Source organism: Salinibacterium sp. SWN139, assembly GCF_015864625.1.
Taxonomy (GTDB): domain Bacteria; phylum Actinomycetota; class Actinomycetes; order Actinomycetales; family Microbacteriaceae; genus Rhodoglobus.
Genome location: NZ_JADYWV010000002.1, coordinates 942,544 through 960,510 on the forward strand (window position 1 = coordinate 942,544; position 17,967 = coordinate 960,510).

At 60.0% G+C, this 17,967-nt stretch carries 15 protein-coding genes and 2 rRNA genes; all 17 read right to left on the minus strand.

Annotated features, from left to right (window positions below; all coding sequences use genetic code 11):
* Positions 1-4: 4 nt before the first annotated feature.
* Positions 5-679 (minus strand): (d)CMP kinase, encoded by a 675-nt coding sequence (gene cmk / locus I6E74_RS09695; RefSeq protein ID WP_197105409.1) that lies wholly within the window; start codon positions 677-679, stop codon positions 5-7.
* Positions 676-1,758 (minus strand): prephenate dehydrogenase, encoded by a 1,083-nt coding sequence (locus I6E74_RS09700; protein WP_197125088.1) that lies wholly within the window; start codon positions 1,756-1,758, stop codon positions 676-678. The genes cmk and I6E74_RS09700 overlap by 4 nt, the downstream gene beginning before the upstream one ends.
* Entirely contained in the window at positions 1,755-2,528 is a 774-nt protein-coding gene (locus I6E74_RS09705; protein ID WP_197125089.1) for a pseudouridine synthase, read from the minus strand. The genes I6E74_RS09700 and I6E74_RS09705 overlap by 4 nt, the downstream gene beginning before the upstream one ends.
* Positions 2,515-3,096: an SMC-Scp complex subunit ScpB gene (locus I6E74_RS09710; protein WP_197125090.1), complete on the minus strand. Its 582-nt coding sequence runs from the start codon at positions 3,094-3,096 to the stop codon at positions 2,515-2,517. The genes I6E74_RS09705 and I6E74_RS09710 overlap by 14 nt, the downstream gene beginning before the upstream one ends.
* The gene (locus tag I6E74_RS09715; RefSeq protein WP_197125091.1) at positions 3,086-3,928 is read right to left on the minus strand and encodes a ScpA family protein; all 843 of its coding nucleotides are present in this window, start codon (positions 3,926-3,928) and stop codon (positions 3,086-3,088) included. Before I6E74_RS09715 ends, I6E74_RS09710 begins: the two co-directional genes overlap by 11 nt.
* The gene (locus tag I6E74_RS09720; RefSeq protein ID WP_197125092.1) at positions 3,912-4,799 is read right to left on the minus strand and encodes a ParA family protein; all 888 of its coding nucleotides are present in this window, start codon (positions 4,797-4,799) and stop codon (positions 3,912-3,914) included. Before I6E74_RS09720 ends, I6E74_RS09715 begins: the two co-directional genes overlap by 17 nt.
* 160 nt (positions 4,800-4,959) lie before the next feature.
* Positions 4,960-5,895, minus strand: a complete 936-nt coding sequence (locus tag I6E74_RS09725; protein WP_197125094.1) for a site-specific tyrosine recombinase XerD — start codon at positions 5,893-5,895, stop codon at positions 4,960-4,962.
* Between the two features lie 23 nt (positions 5,896-5,918).
* Entirely contained in the window at positions 5,919-6,551 is a 633-nt protein-coding gene (locus I6E74_RS09730; RefSeq protein WP_197125096.1) for an NUDIX hydrolase, read from the minus strand.
* Positions 6,541-8,241, minus strand: coding sequence for a CTP synthase (locus tag I6E74_RS09735; RefSeq protein WP_197125098.1), 1,701 nt, complete (start codon positions 8,239-8,241; stop codon positions 6,541-6,543). Before I6E74_RS09735 ends, I6E74_RS09730 begins: the two co-directional genes overlap by 11 nt.
* A 107-nt stretch (positions 8,242-8,348) precedes the next feature.
* Positions 8,349-10,061 (minus strand): DNA repair protein RecN, encoded by a 1,713-nt coding sequence (recN, locus tag I6E74_RS09740; RefSeq protein ID WP_197125100.1) that lies wholly within the window; start codon positions 10,059-10,061, stop codon positions 8,349-8,351.
* Complete coding sequence (locus tag I6E74_RS09745; RefSeq protein WP_197125102.1) at positions 10,058-11,002, minus strand: NAD kinase; 945 nt, start codon at positions 11,000-11,002, stop codon at positions 10,058-10,060. The genes recN and I6E74_RS09745 overlap by 4 nt, the downstream gene beginning before the upstream one ends.
* A 55-nt stretch (positions 11,003-11,057) precedes the next feature.
* Positions 11,058-11,852, minus strand: coding sequence for a TlyA family RNA methyltransferase (locus I6E74_RS09750; protein WP_197125104.1), 795 nt, complete (start codon positions 11,850-11,852; stop codon positions 11,058-11,060).
* On the minus strand, positions 11,845-11,997 hold the full coding sequence (locus tag I6E74_RS09755; protein ID WP_197125323.1) for a hypothetical protein: 153 nt from the start codon (positions 11,995-11,997) through the stop codon (positions 11,845-11,847). The genes I6E74_RS09750 and I6E74_RS09755 overlap by 8 nt, the downstream gene beginning before the upstream one ends.
* A gap of 2 nt (positions 11,998-11,999) precedes the next feature.
* Complete coding sequence (locus tag I6E74_RS09760; protein WP_197125321.1) at positions 12,000-13,016, minus strand: HAD-IIA family hydrolase; 1,017 nt, start codon at positions 13,014-13,016, stop codon at positions 12,000-12,002.
* Positions 12,988-14,445 carry a primosomal protein gene (locus I6E74_RS14405; protein WP_231604875.1) on the minus strand — a complete coding sequence of 486 codons (1,458 nt, stop codon included), beginning with the start codon at positions 14,443-14,445 and terminating at the stop codon, positions 12,988-12,990. Before I6E74_RS14405 ends, I6E74_RS09760 begins: the two co-directional genes overlap by 29 nt.
* A 90-nt stretch (positions 14,446-14,535) precedes the next feature.
* A 5S ribosomal RNA gene (gene rrf, locus I6E74_RS09770) occupies positions 14,536-14,652 on the minus strand.
* Positions 14,653-14,833: 181 nt separating this feature from the next.
* Positions 14,834-17,951: ribosomal RNA gene (locus I6E74_RS09775) — 23S ribosomal RNA — on the minus strand.
* Between the last annotated feature and the right edge of the window lie 16 nt (positions 17,952-17,967).

Sequence of the window (17,967 nt, forward strand, 5' to 3'; positions counted from 1 at the left end):
TTGTTTACATGCTGGAGCGAACAAAACTCGCGACGGCCGTCACGGTTTGATCGAAGTCAAGATTGGTGGAATCAATGGTGATGACTCCATCGGCGGCGTTCATGAAGTCCACGACTTTGGAGTCCTGCGCATCTCGATAACTGAGTTGTTGCGCGGTTGTCGTGCTCGATTCTCCGGAGAGTTCGGCCGCACGTCTTCCCATCCTAGCTTCTTCACTGGCTGTGAGCAGAATTCGAGCCTGAGCGTCCGGTGCAACCACGGTTGTGATGTCGCGTCCTTCGACCACAATTCCGGGTTTTTCGCTTCCCGCGATGATGCTGCGGAACAGATCGACCATGTACTGCCGCACTTCGGGCACGCGCGCGATGTTCGACACGACGCCCGTGATGCGGGGTTCGCGGATGTCGTCGGTCACGATCTCCGAGTCGACCTTCACGAAGTAGTTGTCGGGGTCGATACCGATGGAGTACTCAAAGCGTGGAAGCGTCTCGATGACGTCGCCGGGCCCCAGTGTGTCGACACCGCGTTCGAGGCAGTGCAGCGCGAAACCGCGGTAGGCAGCTCCGGTGTCGAGGTAGTCGAAGCCGAGTTCGCGAGCGGTCGCTTTCGACACACTCGACTTTCCACTGCCGGCCGGGCCATCAACGGCCACCACAACAAACGACGGGTTCTTGTTCACGCGAAAGTCTCTGCAATCTTCCAACCACGAGCTTCGAGCTCGCTTATCAATACGGCTTCCTTTTCGGGCAGCACCGAGATTTCGGCCAAACCGAATTGGGCACCCGGTGAATGCTCAAGGCGCAAGTCTTCCATGTTCACGTCGGCTTCGCCGATTTCGGTGAGCAGTCGGGCGAGCTCACCTGGCTTGTCATCGACCATGACGACCAGTTGGCTGAAGTGCTTGCTCGTTCCGTGCTTGCCGGGAATACGCGCGACTCCCGCGTTGCCGCCGGCCAGAACTTCGGCGAGGGCACGACGGGCACCCGGAGCATCCGGAGTCTCGAGCGCCTCAATCGCCACACCGAGTTCGGCCTGCAGCTCACGCAAAATCTCCGCAACGGGGCCCGAGTTGGCACCCAAAATCTGCACCCACAGTTCGGGGGCACTCGAGGCAATGCGGGTCGTATCGCGCAGCCCTTGACCAGCAAGAGCCACAGCGGCATCGGATGCTCCCGCCAACCGGTGCGCGAGCAAACTCGCCACCACTTGGGGAACGTGCGAAATCAGAGCCACCGCGTTGTCGTGATCGGAGGCTGACATTGCGACGGGAATAGCACCCATCTCGATGACAACATCTTCGACCGCGCGACGACGGAAGGGCTCTCCCCTGCCAATGACCCACGGCCGACCGATAAACAGGTCCGCGCGGGCAGCAATGGCGCCGCCGCGTTCGCGTCCGGCGAGAGGATGTGAGCCAACGTAGCGATCAAGATCGGCACCCAGCGCAATGAGTTCCTCGAGCACGCCCACCTTCACGCTCGCGACATCCGTCACCGTGGCACGCGGCCAGGCGATGAGTTCGCGAGCGACAACCTCGGCCGTGACATCCGGCGGAACCGCCACAATCACGAGCGTCGGCTTATCGTCGGCCTGCGGCGCACGACCAGCGCCATAGTCGATCGCGAGAGTTGCGTTCGAGCGCGACGCATCGTGCAAAATAACATCGACGCCCTTGGCCCGCAGGCCGTGACCAATGCTGGCACCGAGCAACCCCGCACCCACGATGCGTACTTGCCCGGTGATGCGGCCTAGGTTCACGACTGTTCCTCGGCCTCGCGGGCAATCGTCAGTACTGCACCCAACTCCACCTTCGTGAGGTTGCGAGTCTTTCCCAGCCCAAGGCTTCCGAGATTAAGCGGACCAAACTGGCGACGAACGAGTTCGATTACCGGGTGGCCAACTTCTTCCATCATCCGGCGCACAATGCGGTTGCGGCCCGAGTGCAGGGTGAGCTCCACCATTGTTTGGTCGTTGGATGCTCGGCCGAGCGATCGCGCCTTGTCGACGGCAATCGGGCCGTCCTCCAGCTCGATGCCCTTCATGAGCTGCGAAATGGTTTGAGCGGTCACGGTGCCTTCGACCTTGGCGATGTAGGTCTTCATCACGCCGAAGGAGGGGTGGGCAAGCACGTGGGCGAGTTCGCCATCGTTAGTGAGCACGAGCAGGCCAGAGGTCTGCACGTCGAGACGGCCGACGTTGAAGAGTCGTTCGTCGTAGTTGCCGGTGTACTGCAGCAGGTCGGGGCGACCGCTCTCGTCGGACATCGAACTCACCACGCCGACGGGCTTGTTGAGCATGACGTAGCGCTTGGTGGTGTCGAGCTGGATTGCACTACCGTCCACCGTGACGCGGTCCGTCGGCTTCACGCGTCGGCCAGCTTCTTCAACAACCTTGCCATTGACCGCAACGCGGCCTTGGTAGATCAGGTCTTCCGAAACACGACGCGATGCCACACCGGCAGCGGCCATTACTTTTTGAAGGCGTTCGCCCTCAGGATTGCTGGGGCCTGAGCCATTAGCGTTGTTCATCAAAACCGTCCGTACCATCAGATAAAAGTGGCGAGATGGGAGGCAGCTCGGCAATGGAATTGATCCCCAATTGCACGAGCATGAGCTCCGTTGTTTCGTAGTGGATGGCGCCCGTCTCGTTGTCGGTAAACGCTTCCGTAATAAGTCCTCGACTCAGTAGCGTACGCACTACTGAGTCAACATTCACTGCACGCACGGCAGCAATGGCTCCCCGACTGATCGGTTGCTTGTACGCAATGACCGCGAGCGTCTCCAGCGCGGCCTGGCTCAACCGCGACGGGTTTTGCGTATAAACGAAGTCGCGCACGGCCGAGTCGTAGTCTTCGCGCACATAAATTCGCCAGCCACCACCGACTTCGCGGAGTTCAAAACCGCGTCGCGGGCCTTCGCCTTCACCGTCGAAATCGGCGCACAGTGCAGTGATTGTCTTGCGGATTGCCGCCACGGGTGCGTTAAGGGCCGTTGCGAGGCTCACGAGGCTCTGCGGCTGGTCGGCAACCATGAAGATCGCCTCAAGCCCGCGGGCGAGGTCGACAACGGGGGTGGCTATACGTTCGTCAGTTTCCATAATCTGCTCCCAGATTAGCGAGGCTATCGTCTGACCAGTGTTCTGCAGTCCAACGCACGGTCAGTTCGCCCAAGGGTTCAATCTGTTCGAAGGCAACATTGCCGCCGCGATAGAGCTCTAGCACCGCCAAGAAGCGGGCCACAACAACGCCCTTCAACTCGGCGCCCGCGATCAATTGTCGGAACGTCTTCGGCTCTCCTGCCCGCAACAGCGCGACTACATGCGCAGCCTGTTCGCGGATGCTGATGAGCGGTGCGTGCAAATGGTCGAGCCCAACGCTCGGAATCTCTCGCGGTGTGAACGCCAGGGTCGCGAGTGCAGCGAAATCGTCGAGGCTGAGCGTCCACACGAGTTCGGGAGTTTGAGTGCGGTATTTCTCTTCCAAGCGCACTGACCGCACGGTGCGCGTCGCTTCCGCCTCGAAATGCGAACCGAACCAGTCGCTCGCCTGTTTGAACGCGCGGTATTGCAGCAGACGCGCAAAGAGCAGGTCGCGTGCTTCGAGCAGCGCGACATCTTCGGCATCCACGAGCTCACCCTGCGGAAGGAGTCCGGCTACCTTGAGGTCGAGCAGCGTGGCAGCAACGACCAAAAATTCGCTGGCCTGATCGAGTTCGTCGATGTCATCTGATCCATTGGCGGACTCGAAGTGACGCAAGTACGCAATGAACTCATCCGTGATGCGCGACAGCGACACCTCAGTGATGTCGAGCTCATGCTTGGTGATGAGCGACAGCAGCAGGTCGAACGGCCCGTTGAAGTTGTTGAGAGAGACAGAGAATCCTGGTGCGGATACCTCGGTCTCGTCCACGTCGCTAGGCGACGGCGCCACGGGCGATCAGCTCTCGCGCCACCTGGCGGTAGGAGTGCGCCGCAGAATGGTCGGGGGCGAAGGTCGTGATGGGGGCACCGGCCACGCTGGCATCCGGGAACTTCACGGTGCGACCGATGACGGTCTCGAGAACGTCGTCTCCAAAGTTCTCAACAACGCGCTCGAGCACTTCACGCGAGTGCAGCGTGCGCGCGTCAAACATTGTCGCGAGGATGCCGTCGAGTTTGATCGCGGGGTTCAGGCGATCCTGAACCTTCTCGATTGTCTCCACGAGCAGGGCAACACCGCGCAGAGCGAAGAACTCGCATTCGAGCGGGATGAGCACGCCGTGGGCTGCCGTCAACGCGTTCACAGTGAGCAAACCGAGCGAGGGCTGGCAGTCGATGAGGATGACGTCGTACTGGTCGCTGACCTTGCGCAGAACGCGCGCCAGAATCGTTTCGCGAGCGACCTCGTTGACGAGGTGCACTTCAGCGGCCGAGAGGTCGATGTTGGCTGGGATGACGTCAAGGCCGGGAACGTTGGTGTGAACAATCGCTTCTGCGGGGTTCTTGATCGTGCCGAGCAGCAGGTCATAGATCGTGGGCACATCGTGCGTGGGAACACCGAGACCGGCCGAGAGCGCACCCTGCGGGTCGAAGTCGATGGCCAGCACGCGGCGGCCATATTCAGCGAACGATGCACCGAGGTTGATCGTGGTGGTCGTTTTGCCGACGCCACCCTTTTGGTTGCACAGCGAAATAATGCGTGCCGGGCCGTGGCCCGTGAGGGGTGGGGGATCTGGAAAAACCGTAAGCGGCCGGCCGGTTGGGCCCATTGCCTGAACATCCAACCCCGCCAGCGTCGAATCGTTCTCGCGCTGTGTCGTCATGACAAAAGTTTACGTCGCGCTTACCTCGCAGCCTGCGCTCCCACGCGCGGACACGGCAGGGTCGCCTCTACCAAAGGTTGAAGGTTTGGCAGCGCGACACGCGGGTCAGCGCAGCCGCCGATCAGCCAGCCACGGCATCCGATCGCTCCCCCGGTGCGCTTTACCGTGCGCGCGGATGCGCCGTCGTGTACATGTCGCGCAGCGTGTCAGCGGTGACCAAGGTATAAATCTGGGTCGTTGCCACCGATGAGTGTCCAAGCAGTTCCTGCACCACACGAACGTCGGCACCGCCCGAAAGAAGGTGCGTCGCGAACGAGTGCCGAAAGGTATGCGGCGAGATATCGATCCCGAGTTCGGCACGCTCGGCAGCGGCTTGGATGATCAGCCACACGTTTTGACGAGACAGCCGAGCCCCACGCGCCCCCAGAAACAGTGCCGGGGTCGCCGCGCCCTTCGCCGAGAGCACAGGACGTGCGCGCACAAGGTACTTCTCGATCGCTGCCTGCGCAAAGCTACCGACCGGCACGATGCGTTGTTTGTTGCCCTTACCGAGCAGGCGCACAATGTCGCCGTCGATCATGTCATCGACGTTGAGCGCCGTGATCTCCGAGACGCGGGCGCCCGTGGCATACAGCAGCTCCAGCAGCGCGGTGTTACGCAGCGAAATGATCTCGTCGCCCGGGAACGAGCCCAGCACCGCTGTCATCTGCTCGATCGAGATGGCCTTCGGCAGCCGCATCGGCTGCTTCGGAATCGCGACGGTATGAGCTACATCCTCCACGGCAAGCGATTCGTCGACGAAAAACGTGTGGAGCCCGCGCACCGTCGAGAGCATGCGCGCGACCGAGGAGGCCGCGAGCGGGCGCTCGGTGTCGGCTCGCAAGCTGTGCGCAAATGCGGTCACGTCATCCGCTGTCACCGCGGCGGGTGTGCTGAGATCGCGCGTGCCAAGAAACGACAGATAGGCATCGAGATCGCGGCGATACGCAGCGAGGGTGTTCGCCGAAAGACCGCGTTCGATCCCCAGATGCCGCAGATAGCGTTCTGCGGCGATGGCAATCGCACTTTTCGCTACGGGACGCACCGGCTCGGTCATATCGCTCAACCTACCGCGAGGGGCTATTCAGCGTAGTTTCGCGGATGCCGTGGCCACGGTGCGTCGGGTTCGCCGAGTGTATTCCAGCCACGGTCGCGTCCGAGCTGCGCCGCCAAGAGTCCGAGGCACAGGATCGAGTTCTGCACGCGCCGCTCGAGAACCGCCTCAACGGCATCCTCCAGCGGAACCCAGCGCAGCTCAATACCGGCTTCTTCCGCATAGCGGTCAAACACTTCCCCGGTCGCGCTCACGCCACGGGCCAAGTAAATGCGCACGGCTTCGTTGCTCCCGCCAGGCGAAGTCAGCATTTCGCTGAGCACATGCCAGGACTCGGCTTGCAGGTCAGTTTCTTCGGCCAATTCGCGCTGAGCCGCCAACAGCGGCGACTCATTCACGACATCGAGCAAGCCAGCCGGCAGCTCCCAATCACGCAACCGCACCGGATGCCGGTACTGCTTGATCAGGAGCACTCGGTCACGCTCATCCATGGCCAGCACCGCAACGGCGCCGGTGTGGTTCACAAATTCGCGGGTGATCGCAGAACCGTCGAGCTGAAAACGCTCGCGGTCTACGTTCCACACGTGGCCAGCGAACACCGTTTCGGTGCTCAGCAGCTCCGGTGCGACGCGGTCGTCGCTGAGTTCGTTATGCATCATCCTGCTCAGTCACCTCAAAGAGGCGGCTGGACTTTTGGCGCTCAATTGCAGCAGCGACCAGTCCGCGGAACAGCGGGTGAGCACGGTTGGGGCGAGAGAGCAGCTCGGGGTGAGCCTGCGTTCCCACGTAGTAGGGGTGCACCTCGCGCGGCAACTCGACGAATTCGACGAGGGTGCGGTCGGGCGAGATTCCGGAGAACTTGAGTCCGGCATCCGCGATCTGCTGGCGGTATTCGTTGTTGACTTCGTAGCGGTGACGGTGACGCTCGGCGGCCGTCGGCGCTCCGTAGATCTCTTCAACGATGGAGCCGGGCTCGAGGTTGGCGTTGTAGAGACCGAGACGCATCGTGCCGCCCATGTCTCCGCCTGCGATGATGTCGACTTGCTCTGCCATCGTCGCGATAACCGGGTACTTGCTGTCGGCATCGAATTCCGTTGAGGATGCGCCCTCGAGGCCCGCCATGTCGCGAGCGTATTCGATGACCATGCACTGCAGGCCAAGGCAAATACCGAGGGCGGGGATGCCGTTTTCACGAACGAACTTCAGAGCGCCGAGCTTGCCTTCGATACCGCGAACACCGAACCCACCAGGAACGATGATTCCGTCGAGATCGGAAAGCTGTTTGGCCGCGCCTTCGGGAGTTTCGCACTCGTCAGAGGGAACCCACCGGATGTTTACCTTCGCGCTGTTGGCGAACCCACCGGCGCGCAGTGCTTCGGTGACCGAGAGGTACGCATCGGGCAGGTCGATGTACTTGCCCACGAGGCCGATCGAGACCTCGTTTTTGGGGTTGTGCACGGCTTCGAGCAGTTCGCTCCAGCCATCCCAATTCACTGACTTTGCTTCGAGCCCGAGCTGGTTGATGATGTAGGCGTCGAGGCCCTGGCTGTGCAGCATTTCGGGGATGTCGTAGATGCTGGAAGCGTCGGTAGCGTTGACGACGGCGTCCTCTTCAACGTCACACATGAGCGCGATCTTGCGCTTGTTCGACTCAGAGACGGGGCGGTCGCTGCGCAGCACGAGAGCATCGGGCTGGATGCCGATCGAACGCAGTGCGGCAACGGAGTGCTGCGTGGGCTTGGTCTTCTGTTCGCCCGAAGCAGCCATGAACGGCACGAGCGAGACGTGGACGAAGAAGACGTTTTTGCGGCCGAGTTCGTGACGAACCTGGCGAGCAGACTCGATGAACGGCAGGCTCTCGATGTCGCCAACGGTTCCACCGATTTCGGTGATGATGACATCGGGCTGGGGGTTCTCGTCGTCGAAGGGGCCGGCGGCTTGAAGTCGCATGCGGCGCTTGATTTCGTCGGTGATGTGCGGGATGACCTGCACGGTGTCGCCGAGGTATTCGCCGCGACGCTCTTTGGCAATCACTTCGGAGTAGATCTGCCCGGTAGTAACGTTGGCGGCCTGATTGAGCTTGATGTCGAGGAAGCGCTCGTAGTGCCCGATGTCGAGGTCAGTTTCGGCACCGTCATCGGTAACAAAAACTTCACCATGCTGGAAGGGGTTCATGGTGCCGGGATCCACGTTCAGATAGGGATCCAGCTTCTGCATGACGACGCGGAGCCCGCGTGCTGTCAGCAGGTTTCCGAGACTCGCCGCCGTGAGGCCTTTACCGAGAGAAGAGACGACTCCTCCGGTGACGAAGATGTGCTTTGTTACGACCGCGTTTTTATTGTCCACCACGGGGTTCCATCCTATGCCTCGTTGAGCAGTTTTGTCGCCGCGCAGCGGTGTTTCGTTATCGGCTTAACAGCTAAGGCCGGCAGTGAGGCTTTCCGTTGGGCCGACAGTTAGCGACCGAGAGCAGCAATTTCAAGGTCGTGCGCGGTCTGAATCAATTCGCGAGCGTGAGCAAGGCCAGACTCCGAGTCGGGCAATCCCGAGAGCAGTCGCGCCATTTCTGCGATGCGCGCCTCCCCTTCCAACTTGTGAACGCTGGATGCCGTGACCGATCCATCGTCGCCCTTGATGACGCTGAGGTGGTTGTCGGCAAACGCGGCCACTTGCGCCAGGTGCGTGACAACAATCACTTGGGCGGTGCGGCTCAGCAGAGCAAGCCGCTTGCCGATTTCGATCGCAGCGGCACCACCGACACCGGCATCCACTTCATCGAAGATAAAGGTCGGAACCGGGTCGTTGCCCGCAATGACGACTTCGATCGCGAGCATCACCCGCGAGAGCTCTCCTCCAGAGGCACCCTTGCCAAGCGAACGCGGCGGAGCGCCGGGGTGCGGCTGCAAAAGGATCGCCACTTCGTCTTTGCCACTCAACGAATAGTCGCTGCGGTCTTCGACCGTAACAACGATTTCAGCGTTGGCCATCGCGAGGTGGGTGAGCTCGTCGGTGACCGCGGCAGCAAGTCGTGCAGCGCTGCGAGACCGAACGTCGCTGACCTTGGCTGCGAGCTCGATCAGTTCTGACTGATCTGCTTCGACCTGAGCCCGCAGCTCATCGATGCGCGTGGAGTCGTTATCGAGTTCCAGCAAGCGTTGGCTGCCGGTGTCGAGCACATCGACGACATCGTCGAGGCTCACGCCATGCTTGCGCACGAGAGCGGCGAGTTGGCCGCGACGTTCTTCAACCTGTTCGAGTTCGCGGCTGCCATCGGAATCTAGCCCGGCGAGGTAGCCAGAAAGATCAGTGGAAATTTCTCCCAACGTGATGGATGCTGCCGCTAACGCCTCAGCGATTGCGGCAAGTTGCGCGTCATGCTCGGCGACCCGCTCAAGCCCTCGCTGGGCGCTGGCGAGCAAGGCCACCACATCGGAGCCTTCATCCGCGGCATCCGCCGACAGCACCGCGTGGGCACTCTCAGCGGCAAGCCTCAGACCTTCGAGATTCGCCAGACGATCGGCTCGTTCTGTCAGTTCGACGTCTTCGCCGCGACGCACGTCAGCGGCTTCAATCTCATCGATCGCGACGCGGAGTTCGTCGGCCTCGCGACTGCGAAGATCGCTCTCCGCAACGAGTACATCGAGTTCGCCCTGGGCCGCTTGCCAGCGACGGAACACAGTTTGATACTGCCCGAGCACGGTCGCAAGTTCGGCTCCCGCATAGCGATCGAGCGCGTTGCGTTGAGCCGTCGACGACTTGAGGCGGATCTGTTCAGACTGGCCGTGCACAACGACGAGCTGGTCGCCTAGCTCGGCGAGCACACCGACCGGAGCACTACGACCGCCAACCACAGCACGACTGCGCCCTTCACGCGCAACAGTGCGCACCAGAAGAAGCTCTCCGTCGTCGAGGTCACCGCCGGCGTCGCGCACGCGCTCAGCGACCGCAGACATGGGGTCAATGACCCAACGGCCCTCCACGGAGGCTTGATCGCTATCGGCACGGATCGCAGCGGCATCGGCCCGCTCGCCGAGCAGCAACCCCAGGGCGGTAACGACCATCGTCTTTCCGGCGCCCGTCTCGCCCGTGAGCGCGGTAAACCCGGGGCTCAGCGGAAGTCGTGCTGAAGCAATAACGCCGAGGTCGCGAATGGAGATCTCTTCGATCACGAGTCGGTTCCCCCCTCCGATGCTGGCCCACGCCATCCGTTGACCGGCAAATTGAATTTCTTGACAAGGCGATCGGTGAACGGTCCTTGAGACAGTCTGGCTAGTCGCACCGGCACCGGCGAACGTCGCACGATCACGCGGGCACCGCGCGGAAGATCGAAAGCGCGTCGGCCGTCGCACCACAACACACCAATACCCATATTGCGATCGAGTACTTCAACGGCGAGGGCCGAGTCTGGCCCGACGACAATGGGGCGCGCAAACAATGCGTGAGCGCTCAGCGGAACAAGCAAGAGAGCGTCGAGGCTCGGCCAGACCACCGGGCCACCGGCGGAAAACGCATAGGCGGTGGATCCGGTCGGTGTGGACATGACAACGCCGTCGCAACCGAAGGATGAGAGCGGCCGGCCGTCGACTTCGATGACCACTTCAAGCATGCGCTCGCGACTCGCCTTTTCGACGGTCGCTTCGTTCAACGCCCAAGTTTCGTAGACAACCTCGGAGTCAACCTTCACCCGCACCGACAGCGTCATGCGCTCTTCGACGAGGTAGTCGCGGGCAAGCGCGCGTTCGACAGTGGATGTGAGTTCTTCGCGTTCGCTTTCGGCCAAGAAACCGACGTGACCCAAATTGACACCCAGTAGTGGCGCGCTGCAGCCTCGCGTGAGTTCCGCAGCGCGGAGGATGGTTCCATCACCACCCAGGACGATCACCAGCTCGAGCTCTCCGGTTTCAACCTCGTTGCCGAGTCGCGAGACTGGCGCGAGATCAGGTTCAGCCTGCAAAATCGTTTCGTAGCTATCGGGAGCCAACACCGGAACGATTCCCGCGCTGATGAGTTGACGGCACACCGAGATAGCGGCAGTAAGGGACTCCGCGCGGCCGGTGTGAGCGATAACTAGGATGTGGCGATTAGAAGCATGAGAGTTCTCGGACTGCACCGTGCCCCTCTCATTCGTAGTGATTGTGTGATCCGACGCCACCAAGCGGTCAGCTCTAGGCGATCGCAGAAACCTGCGTTAACCATTCTGTCGGATTGCTGCCTGACCGTGCGCTCAACCAGACAAGATACTCACGGTTTCCTGCGTTACCGGCAATTGGTGAGGAGATGACACCGGCCGTGCCGAGCCCTAGATCCCACGCTGCCCACAACACGCCCGTGATGGCTTCGTCGCGCAGGGCCGCGCCGTGCACGATTCCTTCACGAATGTTCGTGCGACCAACCTCGAACTGTGGCTTTACCAGCAGCACGTAGTCAGCGCTCTCCCCCACCGCCGCATAAAAAGCAGGCAGCACGGTACAAAGCGAGATGAACGACAGATCAGAGACCACAAGAGTGGGAGTCTCGGATGTCCCGCTCAACTCCGCCAGCGATCCAGCGGTGAGATAGCGGGCATTCTCTCGCTCGATAACGCGCACTCGGGCATCCGACCGGATCAGGTCGACGAGTTGCCCGTGGCCGACGTCGAGCGCGATAACTTCGCGAGCACCTCGTTCGAGCAAAACTTGAGTGAAGCCGCCGGTCGACGCGCCAACATCCAGCGCGAGCTTGTTAGTCGCGTCGATGCCGAAGGCGTCGAGACCCGCCACAAGTTTGTGGGCGGCCCGGCTCACGTAATGATCGGTCTCAGCGACCTCGATGACGTGGTCGTCGCTCACCGGAGTTGACGCTTTCGGAATCGCGATTCCTGACACCGTGACGAGACCGTCGGCAATCAGTTTGGCGGCGTGGGTGCGAGAACGCGCCTGACCGCGAGCAGCGAGAGCTGCGTCGAGCCGCACGTTAGCCATTGCGCGAAAACGCGTCCTTGCCCTCGAGCTGCTGCTGCAGTTCGTCGTGAATCTGGGTGAAGGCAGCGGCTCGAGTTTCGAGTGGCTGGTCTTCGATCAGGCTCAATCGTGACATCAGTCCGTCGACGGGTGATTCATCGCTCATGCTCATGAATATAGCTCCGCTGGCACTTCGAGGGCGTAAATGGCGCTCCCCGAGTTCCAAATTGCTGCGGCGCCAGCGCGCAATCGGTCGATGGATGTTCCGGCCGTAGTCACGGTCAGTCGCTGCCCTTCGAGGCGCACTGTCGCCGTTCCCACCGTCGTCACGACGGCGGCGCCGTCGTGGGTAACTTGCGTTTCCGGATAGGGCTCATGCAGCCCGCGCAAATCATCAACAATCATCGTCGGTCGCTCATCCGGGATACACGCCAGCACTTGCTTTGCTTGATCAATGCCTGTCAGAACGAGAAGCGACGGGATGCCGGCTCGGTTGGCCCCGAGAATGTCAGTGTCGAGGCGGTCGCCGATCATCAGCGCTTCGCGTGACTCGTAACGAGCAAACGCCTCTTCGAAGATGGCCACTTCTGGCTTGCCGGCGACGATCGGCAAACGGCCAACAGCGGAATGCACCGCTGACACAAGAGTGCCGTTACCGGGCGCTGTGCCGCGAGCCTGGGGAATCGTCCAGTCAGTGTTGGTGGCGATCCAAGGGATTCCGGAGTCTCCGCCCTTGAGCGCGAACGAGGCTTCTGCGAGATCCTTCCAGCCCACGTGCGGAGCGAAGCCCTGCACGACGGCCGCTGGCGAATCATCAGCCGACCGGGTCACCACAAAACCTGACTTTTCAAGCTCGTTCGTCAGGCCGTCGCCGCCAACAACCATGATGGTCGAACCGGCAGGAACGATATCGCGCAACAATCCCATGGCCGCTTGCGGCGAGGTCACCACGTCGCGCGGTTCCACCGTCAGCCCGAGCTCGCTCAAGTGCTCAGCAACGGATGCATCGGTGCGCGACGCATTATTCGTAATGTAAGCAACGTGTGGGCCATCAATCGCGTTCATGCTCTCAACGGCATACGGAATCGCATCCGGTCCGCGATAGATCACTCCATCGAGGTCCGCGAGTACGAGTGCGACGCCCGTGAGGGGTGTCTTAGCTGACACGCTCGCCCGTCTCGTCATCGTTTCCGGCCGCTTCGTCAGCGACTTCCAGAGGCCCATCGGCATCCTCAATTTCTACTGCACCGTCATCGGACGCGTCGAATTCAAGCTCTTCTTCAACAACTTCGATCATGTCGTCTTCGTCATCGCCGAGTGCTGCTTCTGCAACATCGGCGCGAGAGAACCAGATGGCCGCTTCATCGTCGCGACCGAGCTCTTCGAGCACGGTTCCGTAGGCACCGAACAACGCCGGGCTGTACGAGAACGCCTTGTCGGGGTCGAGCTGCGGAATCTGCAACTCCACGAGCGCTTCTTCCGCGTGACCGAGGTCGAGGCGCGCGCCAGACATCGCAATAGCCAACTCAACTTGAACGGCTGAAGACAGCGTGCTGCGCTTCACTGAACGCCCGAGTTCAAGGGCCCGCTCAGGGCGCTCGAGTCCACGTTCGCTGTCGACCATCATGGGCAGCTGATCGTCACGACCAGTGATACGACGGTAGGTGCGCAATTCGCGCAACGCCAAAGCGTAGTCAGCGGTCGCATACGCCGTAATGGCGAGAGTTTCGCGAACGACTCCAATGCGGCCTGCACGACGAGCAGCCGAAATGGCGTGCTGGTGGGCAAGTTCAGGGTCTTCCTCGATGAGGCGCGACACCATCACCAAGTGCAGGGCAACGCCTTCTGCATTCTCCTTGCTGAGGGTCTTCAACTCATTTGAGGCAACCCGATCAAGCATTTTGGGCGTAACGCCCTCCGGAATCTCGGGAGCCTGGTGGTACGCACGAACCGAGCGGATGCCGAAAGGATCGCGATCCTCTTCAGGCTCACGTTCGCTAGCGTCGCGGTCTCCGCGCGCTGGCGCACCGCCCTTGGTCCACAGCCGTTTCTCGTCGGGACCACCGCGGCGATCAGATCCACGGTCGGGACGTCCGCCGCGCTCGGGGCGCCCTGAGCCATCGGAACGGAACGGGCGTGCCGGCCGGTCTCCCCTATCGGGGCGATCGCCGGAGCGTGGGGGGCGGCTATCGCGGTCACCAGAACGAGGAGGTCGCGAGTCTCGGTCGCCGGAGCGCTGCGGGCGACCATCACGGTCTCCAGCGGCATCACGGCGGGGGCGACGGTCGTCGCCAGCGGAGGAATCTCGACGCGGCGCACGATCGCTGCCATCAGCGTCGCGTCGCGGACGACGGTCAGCACCGGCACTATCGCCATCGCGGCGTGGACGGCGGTCATCGCCCTCGGGCTTGTTACGCCACGGACGGTCCGAGCCGGATGCTGGCTTGCCGCGGGCTGGTCCACCTGCGGCGTTGTCGCGGCGTGGCCTTCCATCGCTTGGTCGTCCCTCACCGGGACGCCCACCAGTGGGACGTCCACCAGATCGGGGCGCGCCAGAGCGGTTCCCGTGGGGTCGGCTGTCGTGCCGGCCGTCATTTTCTGAGGAATCGCTCATTCGTTGCTCCTGATTTTGGGGTGGGGACTTAACGCAAAATAGCCACCAGCTGTGTTTATCAAACACAGTGGTGGCTATTTTACAATTGAAGTCCGGCGGTGTCCTACTCTCCCACAAGGTCCCCCTTGCAGTACCATCGGCGCAGAGAGTCTTAGCTTCCGGGTTCGGAATGTAACCGGGCGTTTCCCTCTCGCTATGGCCGCCGAAACACTATTGATTTATGTATCAGTCTGGGCCAGTTCACATCACAGAGCATTCCACCAAAGTGGGTGCTCAGCAGTGTGTGCTGGGCGCAGTTCCCGACCGTAAATCGGGAACCACAAAGTGGACGCGAGAATTCTTCTCAGTCACCATTCGACAACCCTAAGGCTGCCCAGTGAGGTGGGGTGTTATCAATTTATCGACTTATTAGTACTGGTCAGCTCCACAGGTCTTTAGTCCCTGCTTCCACATCCAGCCTATCAACGCAGTAGTCTAGCTGCGAGTCTCTCGGCCTAAGCCATGGAAATCTCATCTCGAAGCTGGCTTCCCGCTTAGATGCTTTCAGCGGTTATCCATTCCGAACGTAGCTAATCAGCGGTGCTCCTGGCGGAACAACTGACACACCAGAGGTTCGTCCATCCCGGTCCTCTCGTACTAGGGATAGATCTTCTCAAATTTCCTGCGCGCGCAGAGGATAGGGACCGAACTGTCTCACGACGTTCTAAACCCAGCTCGCGTACCGCTTTAATGGGCGAACAGCCCAACCCTTGGGACCTACTCCAGCCCCAGGATGCGACGAGCCGACATCGAGGTGCCAAACCATGCCGTCGATATGGACTCTTGGGCAAGATCAGCCTGTTATCCCCGAGGTACCTTTTATCCGTTGAGCGACAGCGCTTCCACAAGCCACTGCCGGATCACTAGTCCCGACTTTCGTCCCTGCTCGACTTGTCAGTCTCACAGTCAAGCTCCCTTGTGCACTTACACTCGACACCTGATTACCAACCAGGTTGAGGGAACCTTTGGGCGCCTCCGTTACTTTTTGGGAGGCAACCGCCCCAGTTAAACTACCCACCATGCACTGTCCCTGAACCGGATTACGGTCCGAAGTTAGATATCCAATATGACCAGAGTGGTATTTCAACAATGACTCCACCTGAACTAGCGTCCAAGCTTCACAGTCTCCCACCTATCCTACACAGGCCACACCGAACACCAATACAAAGCTATAGTAAAGGTCACGGGGTCTTTCCGTCCTTCTGCGCGTAACGAGCATCTTTACTCGTAGTGCAATTTCGCCGAGTTCGCGGTTGAGACAGCTGGGAAGTCGTTACGCCATTCGTGCAGGTCGGAACTTACCCGACAAGGAATTTCGCTACCTTAGGATGGTTATAGTTACCACCGCCGTTTACTGGGGCTTAAATTCACAGCTTCGCCTTACGGCTAACCGTTCCTCTTAACCTTCCAGCACCGGGCAGGCGTCAGTCCGTATACATCGTCTTGCGACTTAGCACGGACCTGTGTTTTTAGTAAACAGTCGCTTCCCACTGGTCTCTGCGGCCCTGCAGCGCTCCCGGAGTAAATCCGTTCACGCCTTAGGCCCCCCTTATCCCGAAGTTACGGGGGCATTTTGCCGAGTTCCTTAACCACGATTCTCTCGATCTCCTTAGTATTCTCTACCTGATCACCTGAGTCGGTTTGGGGTACGGGTAACTTGAACCTCGCGTCGATGCTTTTCTTGGCAGCATAGGATCACTGATTTCGTCCGTGAGGACTACCCATCGAGTCTCAGCCGTAATGAGAGACGGATTTGCCTATCTCTCGGCCTACATTCTTAGACCGGGACAACCATCGCCCGGCTCAGCTACCTTCCTGCGTCACACCTGTTAATACGCTAACCGCACCAGCATAGGGTCGAGTGCTAGGCCTCACGCTTCACCCCGAAGGGATCCATCTAGAGGATTCAGACTCTTAGCATCACTGGATTAGTTTGGGCGGTTCTTCGTCAGTACGGGAATATCAACCCGTTGTCCATCGACTACGCCTGTCGGCCTCGCCTTAGGTCCCGACTTACCCAGGGCGGATTAGCCTGGCCCTGGAACCCTTGATCATTCGGAGGACGGGTTTCTCGCCCGTCTTTCGCTACTCATGCCTGCATTCTCACTCGTGTAGGCTCCACGGCTGGTTTACACCGCCGCTTCACTGCCCACACGACGCTCTCCTACCACTCCGTACGGCTGAACCACGAAGGCTTACCTATAATACGAAATCTACAACTTCGGTGGTGTGCTTGAGCCCCGTTACATTGTCGGCGCGGAATCACTTGACCAGTGAGCTATTACGCACTCTTTCAAGGGTGGCTGCTTCTAAGCCAACCTCCTGGTTGTCTATGCAACTCCACATCCTTTCCCACTTAGCACACGCTTGGGGACCTTAGTTGGTAGTCTGGGCTGTTACCCTCTCGACGATGAAGCTTATCCCCCACCGTCTCACTGCTGCGCTCTCACTTACCGGCATTCGGAGTTTGGCTAACGTCAGTAACCTTTTAGGGCCCATCAGCTATCCAGTAGCTCTACCTCCGGCAAGAAACACGCAACGCTGCACCTAAATGCATTTCGGAGAGAACCAGCTATCACGAAGTTTGATTGGCCTTTCACCCCTATCCACAGCTCATCCCCTCAGTTTTCAACCTAAGTGGGTTCGGTCCTCCACGTGCTCTTACACACGCTTCAACCTGGCCATGGATAGATCACTTCGCTTCGGGTCTAGAACCAGCGACTAAAACGCCCTATTAAGACTCGCTTTCGCTACGGCTGCCCCACACGGGTTAACCTCGCCACTGATCACTAACTCGCAGGCTCATTCTTCAAAAGGCACGCTGTCACAGCTACTAAGGCTGCTCCAACGGTTTGTAAGCAAACGGTTTCAGGTACTATTTCACTCCCCTCCCGGGGTACTTTTCACCTTTCCCTCACGGTACTTGTCCGCTATCGGTCATCTGGAAGTATTTAGGCTTATCAGGTGGTCCTGACAGATTCACACGGGATTTCTCGGGCCCCGTGCTACTTGGGATACTCTTCGGACCATTGCAACATTTCGACTACCGGGCTGGCACCGTCTATGGCTGGGCTTTCAATCCCATTCGTCTATATCACTTTGTAATCCTTGCTGTACGGCAGTAACAGCTGAAAAGTCCCACTACCCCGACCATGCAACGCCTGCCGGCTATCACACATGATCGGTTTGGCCTCTTCCGGTTTCGCTCGCCACTACTAACGGAATCACGGTTGTTTTCTCTTCCTGTGGGTACTGAGATGTTTCACTTCCCCACGTTCCCTCTACCCGCCCTATATATTCAGGCGGGAGTCACTGAGTCGTCTTGCAACGCCCAGCGGGGTTTCCCCATTCGGAAATCCTCGGATCAAAGCTCTATTATCAGCTCCCCGAGGCTTATCGCAGATTTATACGTCCTTCTTCGGCTCCAGATGCCAAGGCATCCACCGTTTGCTCTTAGAAAATTGATATCACATGAGTATAAGA